Below are 9,696 nucleotides of genomic sequence, written 5' to 3'. Positions count from 1 at the left end.
GCTCGGCGGACAGGAGCGACCGGATCGCCGGCGCGCGTCGATCCCACCTGTCCGCCGACCGCGTCATGACGGCCGGCACCGGCCGGCGGATGTTCCAGCTCATCACGTGGAGGCACGGTTCGCGCACGCGGCCGATGAGTGACGACGGCTCGGGCGGCGCGGCCTGGGCGACGCCGGGGTCGTGCGGTGCCATCGTGCGGTCCTCGAATCCGGAGCGGGTGGTGGATGCCCAGTCTATTGGTGAGGCCGACGTCGTGCCGATGCCGCTGCCGCCGGCCGTGCAGGACCTGCGCGAGTGCGCTCTACTCCGGCTCCGCGTCCCAGGCGGTCTCTGGTGAGCCCCGGCGATTCCTCACACGCCTGAGGTCGTCCGCGGCCCCGGCGTGCGACGACGCCAGAAGCTCAGGTGGATGACCCCGCTGGGGGAGGGTGTCGACTCGATGTGGAACCGCTCCTCGAGCCCCTCCACCCCGTCCCACAATCGTTCACCCCGACCCAGGATGACGGGCACCACGACGATGTGCATCTGGTCGATCAGGTCCGCCCGGAGGAACTGACGGATCGTGCTCGCTCCCCCGCCGATGCGGACGTCCAGGCCACCTGCCAGTTCGCGCGCGGCGTCGAGCGCCGTGGCGGGGTCGGCGTCCATGAAGTGGAACGTGGTGCCGCCGTCCAGCTCCAGCGTCGGCCTGGGGTGATGGGTCAGGACGATCACCGGCGTGTGGAAGGGCGGGGTGTCTCCCCACCAGCCACGCCACGGGTCGTCCCCCCATGGACCCCGGGTGGGGGAGAACTTGTTACGGCCCATGATCTCCACGCCGACACCCGTGTTCCATCGGCTCGCGAACGTCTCGTCGACCCCGACCGAGGCCTCTCGGTCCCCGTGGAATCCCATGTCCTGAAAGGTTCGTGTCGGTAGCGCCCACTCCAACAACCGGTGCCCGGCGTGACCGAAGGGCGCCTCGAGGCACTGCCCCTCCCCCGTTCCGAACCCGTCCAGCGAGACGGAGAAGTTGTGGACCCGGACCAGTTGCCTCCGGACCCCCGGCTCCCCTTGTCCGGCGGCGAGCTCGGCGACGTGGGCCGCGAGGTTGGCCAGGGTCTGCTCGCCGCCCTCGACGGCGTGGTACTCCTGCGCCGCGCGATCGCGGAGCTCCCTCGTGGGGAAGATCGTGCGGAACTCGACACGGGTCCCCCCGCCCTCGGACTCGAAGTCCAGGACGGACTCGAACGCCTCCGGATCCTCCGCGGACTCGCCGTGACGCAGCGCGATCCGCTCCGACGGGACGATCTCGCGCCAGGTGATCCACTCCTGGTAGTCGGTTCCGTCCGGGCCGTGCATCACGAAGTCCCACACACCGTTCTCGCGGAACTCGAAGGACCGGGTGGTGGTGGTGAACCCCTCCGGTCCCCACCACCGGGCCAGGTGCTGCACCTCGGTGAACGCGCGGAACACCAACTCGCGCGGCGCGTCGATGTATCTCGTGATGACGATCTCGCGGTCCTCGGTCTCCCGCCCGGCCGGGTCGCCCCGCCTGTTCTCCCCCATGGTCTATTCCTCCTCGGCCCGCGCGATCTCGCGGACGTAGTCGTCCAGCCTGTCGAAGCTCTCGTTCCAGAACCGCTCGAACCCGCCGACCCACTCGTGGACGGGTCGGAGCCCGCCGGGATCGAGGTGGTAGATGCGCTGCTTGCCCTCGCGTCGGTCGCGCACCAGGCCGACCTCGCGGAGCACGCGCAGGTGCTTGGAGGCTCCGGGCTGGGTGATCCCCAGCTCCACAGCCACCTCGGTCGCCGGCCGCTCACCCTCCCGCAGGAGCACCAGGATCTCCCTGCGCTGTGGTTCGGCGATCGCGTTGAACACGTCCGAGGTGGTGGATGCGCGTGCCATGACAGGGATCATATTCCTATATAGGAAATTATCAAGACTCTCGTCGCCTCGACGTTGTGCGGCACCTGCTCAGCAGGTGGGCGTGGGGGCCACCCGGTTCCAGCGGTCGAGGGTCCAGGAGACGAGCTGCGGGGTCAGCGGGGAGTCCGCGGCGACCACTCCGTTGTGGTCCCGGCCGGGGAAGGTCCGATAGTCGAGCGGTTCACCGTCCGCGCATCTGGCGTCCACCCACTCCTGTTGCATCGCCGGTTTGACCAGCGGGTCGGCCAGCCCCTGGGCGATCAGCACGGGCGCCGGCCACGGGCCGGTCGGCGAGTTCTCCCGCAGCTTCTCCCCCAGATCGCCGTCGAGCACCGAATCGGGGAACACCTGCTCCGGGATCTGGGTCCCCCGGACCAGCGCGGCGATCGCGTCCTGCTCGTTGAAGCACAGCTCGCCGATCTTCTCCACGCCGTGCGCGGTGCCCGGGTTGAGCCGCCCGGCCAGATCCAGCTCGGGGAAGACCTCGTTCCACGAGTGGGCGATGTAGGCGGAGACCGTCTTACCGCCCACCTCGCCCTTGCTCATCTCGGCGAGGGTGTAGAGGTCGGTGGCGGGGGCCATACCGGCTATGCCGAGCACCGTGAGTTCGGGGGCGTAGTCCTCGGCGATCTGGCCGGTCCACAACGCACCGTGCCCGCCCTGGGAGTGCCCCCAGACCACGGTGTCGCTGCTGAGGTTCAGGCCGTCGAGCTGCTGCGCGGCGCGGGAGGCGTCGAGGACGTTGCGCGCCTCCACCTCTCCGACCAGGTACGGGTGCATTCCCGGCGTGCCCAGACCCGAGTAGTCCGAGATCACCCCCGCCCAGCCGTGCTGGATCACCATCTGCGTGAGCGCCTCTCCCGCACCGTCGGCGAACGGGGTGGGACTCAGCGACGGCGCGCATCGCGGGACGATGCCGGTGGTCCCGTGCGCGACGCTGAGCAGCGGGAGGGGGTCCGCGGTGCGGTCACCCGGGGCGATGACGGTGCCGCTCACGGCCACGACGGAGTCGTCCGGCGCTGTACTGGTGTAGAGGATGCGCCAGGCGTCGGCCCCGGGGGGGACGCCGACGGTGAGGGTCTCGGCCTTGAGCAGCATTCCGGCTTCGGCGGGTAGTGGCTCCGAAGAGGTGTAGAAACCGTCGGGTGCCGGGCGGTCGTCCCCGCGCAGCAGCACGGCGCTGCCGATCGCGAGCGCGACCACCACCAGGAAGACCGTCACCGCGAGGATCGTCCGTCCCCATCGGCGGAGGAGTCCCGACTCCGCCCTGTCGGTCGCTCGTGACCGTCGGCGGTGGAACCATGGATCCACAAGCCCGCGCAGCCCCACGAACACCAACCACGCGCCCACCGCGTACCTGATCAGCTCGATCGCGAGAACCGGCCAGACCAGGCACAACAGCCCCAACAGGACGGCGGCGGTGCCGCTGAACAGTCCCGCCACCCGGCGGTCGGTCTCGCTCCGGACCGCCGCCACGATCGTGTGGACCCCGTGCACGATCAGCGCGGTGACCATGACCCAGAGCAGGCTGCGAATACTCGCGGACTGCCACACCAGCACCACGATTCCCGCCACCACCATGGCAACACCGGTGAGCATCCGCGTCCACCGCCGGGAGTGTCCGGCGCCGTCGACGCCGATCACCGTCGCGAGTCCGACGACGACGAGACCGATCCCCGCAAGCCTGACGATCTCCGGGAGGTCGAGGTGGGCCAGGATCACCAGGGCTCCCAGGGCGATCGACGCGATCGCCAGGATGATCCCCGCGGCCCGCCTGTTCCTCCCGACCCGTTCGTCGACCTTCTCGCTCATCGTCATCCCCTCGCACCGGGCTCGGATCCTCATGCCGACGGCACGGAACGCCCAGATGTGAAGATATCCCTTACCAGCGTGCGTCATGGTTATGCCGGGGATGTCGGCGGCGCACACTGGACGTCATGGACGATCTGCGAGTGATGCCCGGCCCGGGCCTCTCCCACGGTCTCCGCGTGCCCGCAGGAGAGCTCGTCGAGCAGTTCTCGCGGTCCTCGGGACCCGGCGGTCAGGGTGTCAACACCACGGACTCCCGTGTGCAGTTGAGCCTGGACCTCGCCACGACCACGGCCCTGAACGACGCCCAACGCGCCCGCGCTCTCGACCGGCTCGCACCGTCGCTCGCGGGCAGCGTCCTCACCGTCGCCGCGTCGGAACACCGGTCCCAGCGGCAGAATCGGCGGGCCGCGCGGGACCGACTCGCGGCCCTGCTCCGGGAGGCGCTCGCCCCCGACGCGGTCCGGCGGCCGACACGGCCGACCTACGGATCGCGCCTACGTCGACTGGAGGCGAAGAGTCGACGCTCACAGGCCAAAGCGGCCCGGAGACGCCCGGGCGCATCGGACTGACGCCACCCCCTACGGTCTGAACCCACTACTGGTCGGGGCCGGCCCAGTAGGAGAGCTGTTCGGTGGAGACCTTCGTGAGCCACATCTGCCACAGCGGGCCGAACGACACCCTTCGCACCCCAAGGTTCCTGAGGACGGCGAGGTCACCGGCGCCGTGGCCCTTCACGGGATGAGCGGTGACGTTGACCGGGATCGAGACCGCCCGCACGAGCCTGGTCACCTGATCCGCGGAGGTGAGGCCCACCGGGTAGACCGAGCGCGCACCCGCCTGTTCCATCAGCACGATGCGCTCGGCCGCCTCGGCGAGAGGGTCGGAGAAGACCTCGCCGCCCAACTTGACCGCGTCGGTGCGGCCGTTGATCACGAAGGGCACCCCGGCGTCGTCGGCCGCCCGGCGGGCGGCGGCGATGTAGTCGGCGTGCTCGTGCTTGTCGCGGACCCGGTCGCCCTCACCGTGGACCACGTCCTCGATGTTGGCGCCGACCGCGCCGGCCTCGAGCAGGCGGGCGATCAGCTCGTCCGGGGCGAGTCCGTAGCCGGATTCCACGTCCGCGCTCACCGGGAGGTCGACCGACCTGGCTATCCTGCCCACCACCTCGAGGTACTCGCCGAAATCCATCTGTTCGCCGTCGGCGCTCCCGATCGCGTCGGCGACCGGGTGGCTCCCCACGGTGAGTCCCTCGAACCCCACGGCCGCGGCGATCCGGGCACTCCAGGTGTCCCAGACGGTGGGGAGGACTACCAGGTCGCCCGACTCGTGCAGAGCTGCCAGTTCCCGTGCTCGTCGATCCACATCGGTCATCGTCGACGCCTCCTCGGCTGTAGCTGTCCCACGAGCCTAGGCCTGTTCGGCACGCCGCGTTCAGGACCCGGAGGGCACGCCCCGGTCGGGGTCCCCAACTCCGGAAAACGCCGCGAAGGCGTGCGCTGTCGGTCACAGTGCAGGGTGACGCCGAGACGATCACCGAACGCGCATGTGCACCGATCGACCACACCGGGGGTTATGGCGACGCCGACCCGGCTCGGGTGATGATGGTGCAGGCGTGCTGATGCCGTTCCACAAGAACACGATCAGCCTGAAACGAAGAGAGCCGACATGACCCAAGGCAGACAGAAGATCATCTACACCCTCACCGATGAGGCACCACGACTGGCCACGGAGGCCTTCCTCCCGGTCGTCCGCACGTTTGCGGACGCCGCCGACATAGACGTCACGACGAGCGACATCTCGGTCGCCGCCCGCATCCTGGCCGCGTTCCCCGACCGGTTGACCGACGAGCAGAAGGTGCCCGACAACCTGGCCGAGCTGGGTGAGCTGACCCAGAAGCCCGGCACCAACATCATCAAGCTCCCCAATATCAGCGCCTCGGTGCCCCAGCTGAACACCGCGATCGCGGAGCTCCAGGCCAAGGGTTACGACATCCCCAAGTACCCGTACGATCCCAAGACCCCGGAGGAGGTCGAGGCCGCCGAGCGGCTCTCGGCATGCCTGGGCAGTGCCGTGAACCCGGTGCTCCGCCAGGGCAACTCCGACCGCCGCGCCCCGAAGGCTGTCAAGGAGTACGCCCGGGCAAACCCGCACTCGATGGGCAAGTGGTCGATGGCGTCGCAGACCCACGTCGCGCACATGACGCACGGCGACTTCTACGCCGGCGAGAAGTCGATCATCCTCGACCGGGCCTGCGACGCACGCATGGAGGTCGTGACCCCGGACGGCGAGACCCACGTCCTCAAGACGGTCCCCCTCGAGAAGGGCGAGGTCGTCGACTCGATGTTCATGAGCAAGAAGGCGTTGCTCGAGTTCTACGAGGAGCAGCTCAACGACGCCAAGGAGACGGGCGTCATGTTCTCGCTCCACGTCAAGGCCACCATGATGAAGGTCAGCCACCCCATCGTGTTCGGTCACGCCGTGAGGGTCTTCTACAAGGAGGCCTTCGCCAAGCACCACGATCTGTTCGAGGAGCTGGGCATCAATGTCAACAACGGCATGGTCGACCTCTACAACAAGATCGATTCGCTTCCCTCCTCCAAGAAGGAGGAGATCATCGAGGACCTGCACCGGTGCCACGAGTACCGGCCGGAGCTCGCGATGGTCGACTCGGCGCGCGGCATCACCAACTTCCACTCCCCCTCGGACATCATCGTCGACGCGTCCATGCCCGCGATGATCCGCATCGGCGGGAAGATGTACGGTGCCGACGGCCGTAAGAAGGACACCAAGGCGGTGATCCCCGAGTCCACGTTCGCGCGGATCTACCAGGAGATCATCAACTTCTGCAAGACCAACGGGGCGTTCGACCCCACCACGATGGGCACCGTCCCGAACGTCGGCCTCATGGCCCAGAAGGCCGAGGAGTACGGCAGCCACGACAAGACCTTCGAGGTGCAGTACGACGGGGTCGCGAACATTGTCGACGCCGCCACCGGCGAGGTCTTGTTGTCCCAGAACGTCGAGGCCGGCGACATCTGGCGCATGTGCACCGTCAAGGACGCACCGATCCGCGACTGGGTCAAACTCGCCGTGGACCGCGCCCGCGCGTCCGAGATGCCCGCGGTCTTCTGGCTGGACCCGTACCGGCCGCACGAGAACAACCTCATCACGCTGGTCAAGAAGTACCTCGAGGACCACGACACCGAGGGCCTGGACATCCAGATCATGTCGCAGGTGCGTGCCATGCGGTACACCCTCGAGCGCGCGTGGCGTGGCCTGGACACCATCTCGGTGACCGGCAACATCCTGCGCGACTACCTCACCGACCTCTTCCCGATCCTCGAGCTGGGCACCAGCGCCAAGATGCTGTCGATCGTCCCACTCATGGCGGGCGGCGGGCTCTACGAGACCGGCGCGGGAGGGTCGGCGCCGAAGCACGTCCAGCAGCTGGTGGAAGAGAACCACCTGCGGTGGGATTCGCTCGGTGAGTTCCTCGCCCTCGGGGCGAGCCTGGACGACCTCGGCCGGAAGGACGACAACCCCAAGGCCACGATCCTGGCCAAGACGCTCGACACCGCCACCGGCAAGCTGTTGGAGAACCGGAAGTCGCCGTCCCGCGTCACCGGCGAGCTCGACAACCGGGGTAGCCAGTTCTGGCTCGCGCTGTACTGGGCCCAGGAGCTCGCCGAGCAGACCGACGATTCGGACCTGGCCGCACACTTCGCCCCGTTGGCCGAGAAGCTCACGGCCGACAAGGACACGATCCTCGGCGAACTGCTCGAGGTCCAGGGCAAAGAGGTCGACCTGGGAGGGTACTTCCAGCCCTCCGTCGACAAGCTGCGCGAGGTCATGCGGCCCAGCGCGACCTTCAACGCCGCCCTCGAGAGCCTCGGCGGATGACTCGACAGCTCGGCTGATCGACTGTACGATCTGATCGCCCCCGCCGGCCGCGCGCCGACGGGGGCGGTGTCGTACGGGGGCGATCGCATCCGACGCAGCGAGGTCGCGGATCGCGATAGGGTGAGCCCGGTCACACTATCTGGAGGGCACCATGAACCATGTCTACAGCGTCACCGAGATCGTCGGATCCTCCCCCGAGGGAACCGACGCCGCCGTCGCCAATGCCATCGCCGAGGCATCCAAGACTCTGCGCAACCTCGAGTGGTTCGAGGTGCAGTCCGTCCGCGGAAAGCTGGACGGCGACCGGGTGGCCCACTGGCAGGTGACCATCAAGGTCGGGTTCCGACACGAATCCTGAGCGTCGTCGGACCTGACTCCCCATATCACCAACTACCGTCGCGCCCGGCTGCCGTCGCGCGGAGCAACCCTGCAAGGAGACCCAGTGAACACCACGGTCGAGTCCCGCCCTGTGGGAGCCGACGACCTCGTCCACCTGCGCAGCTGTGTCGACCTGGCGAGGCGGGCGCTGGAGGCGGGGGACAAGCCGTTCGGGTCGGTGTTGGTGGACGAGGCCGGGACGGTGCGCTTCGAGGACCGCAACCGCGAATCGAGCGGGGACGCCACCAGCCATCCGGAGTTCGCGATCGCGAAATGGGCGGCGGAGAACATGCAGCCGGAGGAACGCGCGGCCAGCGTCGTATACACCTCCGGCGAACACTGCGCGATGTGCAGCGCCGCCCACGCCTTCGTGGGGCTCGGGCGCATCGTCTTCGCCTCCAGCGGTGCTCAGTATGCGGGCTGGAAAGCCGATCTCGGCATGGAGCCCGGGCCGCTCTCTCCGCTCGGCATCAGCGACGTGGCCCCGGGAATCCCCGTGTCAGGCCCGGTCCCCGCCCTGGCGGAGGAGATCCGGGTTCTGGTCGAGAAGTCCGTCCGCTCCGGTCGCGGAGAGAACGTCACCTGAGGGGCCTACGGGTCGGTGGCGCGTCAGCCCGCGGCGGAGTGCCGACTCTCCTCGACCGCGTTCCAGACCTCCCGCCAGTGTTCGGCCAGGGAGTCGAGAGTCTCGTGCGCGTTCAACCCGCTGGGCTGCGGAAGCACCCACAGCGTGACCTCGCCGGGCCACCCAGCGACCTCCGAGGTGTTCTGCTTCCCGTAACCAGCCTTCGGCAGTGCGAACGCGGTCCGGAAGGCCGTGATCCCCGCGACGGCCACGACTCGGGGCTTCAGTTCCCCGGCCAGCGTTGTCACGCGCTCCGCGCCCGCGCGCAGTTCCTCCCGGGTGAGTTCGTCCGCCCTCGCGGTCGCCCGGCCCACAAGATTCGTCATCCCGAGCCCCCGCGAGAGGAGCTGTTGCTCGTCCGGGGCCGACAGTCCCTCCGCGGCATCCACGACGTGATCGGTCAGCCCCGCCCGGTGCAGTGACGGCCAGAACCGGTTTCCCGGCCTCGCGAAGGGCGCGTTGACGGCCGCGGTCCACAAGCCCGGATTGACCCCGACGATGAGAAGTCGCAGCTGCTCGGCGTCGGCGGGCAGGACGTCGTCGACCGCGTGCGGGTCGTCGGTGGCGAACCGGGCGAGCTCGTCGCGCTTCGGGCGGCGCCCGCCCATCGGTGAGGGGCGCCGTGGAATGCCGGTCACGACCAACTGAGCCATGCTGCGAGGCTAGCGCGGCGCGACGCGTGCGCGCCGTACGGTCCAGTGAGCGCGCGATCCCGGAATGAGGACGCCATCTGACCTATCGGCCTGTCAGGCTCGAGCCATGAGCACGACGGACAACCGCGCGACGCAAAGCCCCGACTCACCCCTGATCGTGGAGCACGTCGATCAGTGGCGGGAGTGGCTCACGACACACGACGACACCTGCGACGGGACCTGGCTGATGCTCGCGAAGAAGGGCGTCACTCGCCCCACCTCGCTCTCCTACCACGAGGCGCTCGAGGAAGCACTCTGTAGCGGATGGATCGACGGGCAACGACGGACCTACGACGACACGACGTTCGTGCAACGGTTCACCCCCCGCCGCGCGCGCTCCATCTGGTCGCTGCGGAACGTCGAGATCGTCGCCCGCC

The 9,696-nt window shown here is 68.7% G+C and carries 11 protein-coding genes and 1 pseudogene; 6 read left to right on the top strand and 6 right to left on the bottom strand.

Annotated elements, in window-relative coordinates; all coding sequences use genetic code 11:
* Positions 1-338 (top strand): hypothetical protein (locus tag G6019_RS07905; RefSeq protein ID WP_182627354.1); only part of this gene is annotated, 338 nt, incomplete at its 5' end.
* Between the two features lie 14 nt (positions 339-352).
* Here the strand turns inward: G6019_RS07905 and G6019_RS17775 are convergent.
* The 4 genes and pseudogenes from G6019_RS17775 to G6019_RS07885 all read right to left on the bottom strand — a co-directional run bounded on the left by G6019_RS17775 (position 353) and on the right by G6019_RS07885 (position 3,724).
* Positions 353-1,030, bottom strand: coding sequence for a dihydrofolate reductase family protein (locus G6019_RS17775; RefSeq protein WP_107758137.1), 678 nt, complete (start codon positions 1,028-1,030; stop codon positions 353-355).
* A 57-nt stretch (positions 1,031-1,087) separates the two neighbouring features.
* Positions 1,088-1,549: pseudogene (locus G6019_RS17770) on the bottom strand (SRPBCC family protein); the annotation flags it as partial.
* Between the two features lie 3 nt (positions 1,550-1,552).
* On the bottom strand, positions 1,553-1,891 hold the full coding sequence (locus G6019_RS07890) for an ArsR/SmtB family transcription factor (protein WP_107758138.1): 339 nt from the start codon (positions 1,889-1,891) through the stop codon (positions 1,553-1,555).
* A 69-nt stretch (positions 1,892-1,960) separates the two neighbouring features.
* Positions 1,961-3,724 carry a lipase family protein gene (locus tag G6019_RS07885; protein ID WP_241725936.1) on the bottom strand — a complete coding sequence of 588 codons (1,764 nt, stop codon included), beginning with the start codon at positions 3,722-3,724 and terminating at the stop codon, positions 1,961-1,963.
* A 125-nt stretch (positions 3,725-3,849) separates the two neighbouring features.
* On the opposite strand from G6019_RS07885, the gene arfB reads away from it, so the two are divergent.
* Complete coding sequence (gene arfB, locus G6019_RS07880; RefSeq protein WP_182611989.1) at positions 3,850-4,293, top strand: alternative ribosome rescue aminoacyl-tRNA hydrolase ArfB; 444 nt, start codon at positions 3,850-3,852, stop codon at positions 4,291-4,293.
* Positions 4,294-4,318: 25 nt separating this feature from the next.
* On the opposite strand, the gene G6019_RS07875 is transcribed toward arfB, so the two are convergent.
* Positions 4,319-5,095 carry an isocitrate lyase/PEP mutase family protein gene (locus G6019_RS07875; RefSeq protein WP_182611988.1) on the bottom strand — a complete coding sequence of 259 codons (777 nt, stop codon included), beginning with the start codon at positions 5,093-5,095 and terminating at the stop codon, positions 4,319-4,321.
* 294 nt (positions 5,096-5,389) lie between these two features.
* On the opposite strand from G6019_RS07875, the gene G6019_RS07870 reads away from it, so the two are divergent.
* From G6019_RS07870 to G6019_RS07860, 3 genes are all read left to right on the top strand, one after another.
* Positions 5,390-7,624: an NADP-dependent isocitrate dehydrogenase gene (locus tag G6019_RS07870; RefSeq protein WP_107756788.1), complete on the top strand. Its 2,235-nt coding sequence runs from the start codon at positions 5,390-5,392 to the stop codon at positions 7,622-7,624.
* Positions 7,625-7,775: 151 nt separating this feature from the next.
* Positions 7,776-7,982 carry a dodecin gene (locus tag G6019_RS07865; RefSeq protein WP_095719345.1) on the top strand — a complete coding sequence of 69 codons (207 nt, stop codon included), beginning with the start codon at positions 7,776-7,778 and terminating at the stop codon, positions 7,980-7,982.
* A gap of 84 nt (positions 7,983-8,066) precedes the next feature.
* Complete coding sequence (locus tag G6019_RS07860) at positions 8,067-8,588, top strand: nucleoside deaminase (protein ID WP_182611987.1); 522 nt, start codon at positions 8,067-8,069, stop codon at positions 8,586-8,588.
* Positions 8,589-8,611: 23 nt separating this feature from the next.
* On the opposite strand, the gene G6019_RS07855 is transcribed toward G6019_RS07860, so the two are convergent.
* Entirely contained in the window at positions 8,612-9,280 is a 669-nt protein-coding gene (locus tag G6019_RS07855; protein ID WP_182611986.1) for a mismatch-specific DNA-glycosylase, read from the bottom strand.
* 106 nt (positions 9,281-9,386) lie between these two features.
* Between G6019_RS07855 and G6019_RS07850 the strand changes: the two genes are divergently transcribed.
* Positions 9,387-9,696: YdeI/OmpD-associated family protein (locus G6019_RS07850; RefSeq protein ID WP_375539752.1), on the top strand; the 310-nt coding region annotated here is incomplete at its 3' end.

The organism is Dietzia sp. DQ12-76 (assembly GCF_014145045.1).
Classification (GTDB): Bacteria; Actinomycetota; Actinomycetes; order Mycobacteriales; family Mycobacteriaceae; genus Dietzia.
This window is presented reverse-complemented; position numbering and strand designations above follow the sequence as displayed.

Coding starts and splice junctions, on each gene's coding strand:
- G6019_RS07890 (WP_107758138.1), bottom strand. CDS start 1,891: ATGGCACGCGCATCCACCACCTCGGACGTGTTCAACGCGATCGCCGAA.
- G6019_RS07885 (WP_241725936.1), bottom strand. CDS start 3,724: ATGAGCGAGAAGGTCGACGAACGGGTCGGGAGGAACAGGCGGGCCGCG.
- arfB (WP_182611989.1), top strand. CDS start 3,850: ATGGACGATCTGCGAGTGATGCCCGGCCCGGGCCTCTCCCACGGTCTC.
- G6019_RS07875 (WP_182611988.1), bottom strand. CDS start 5,095: ATGACCGATGTGGATCGACGAGCACGGGAACTGGCAGCTCTGCACGAG.
- G6019_RS07870 (WP_107756788.1), top strand. CDS start 5,390: ATGACCCAAGGCAGACAGAAGATCATCTACACCCTCACCGATGAGGCA.
- G6019_RS07865 (WP_095719345.1), top strand. CDS start 7,776: ATGAACCATGTCTACAGCGTCACCGAGATCGTCGGATCCTCCCCCGAG.
- G6019_RS07855 (WP_182611986.1), bottom strand. CDS start 9,280: ATGGCTCAGTTGGTCGTGACCGGCATTCCACGGCGCCCCTCACCGATG.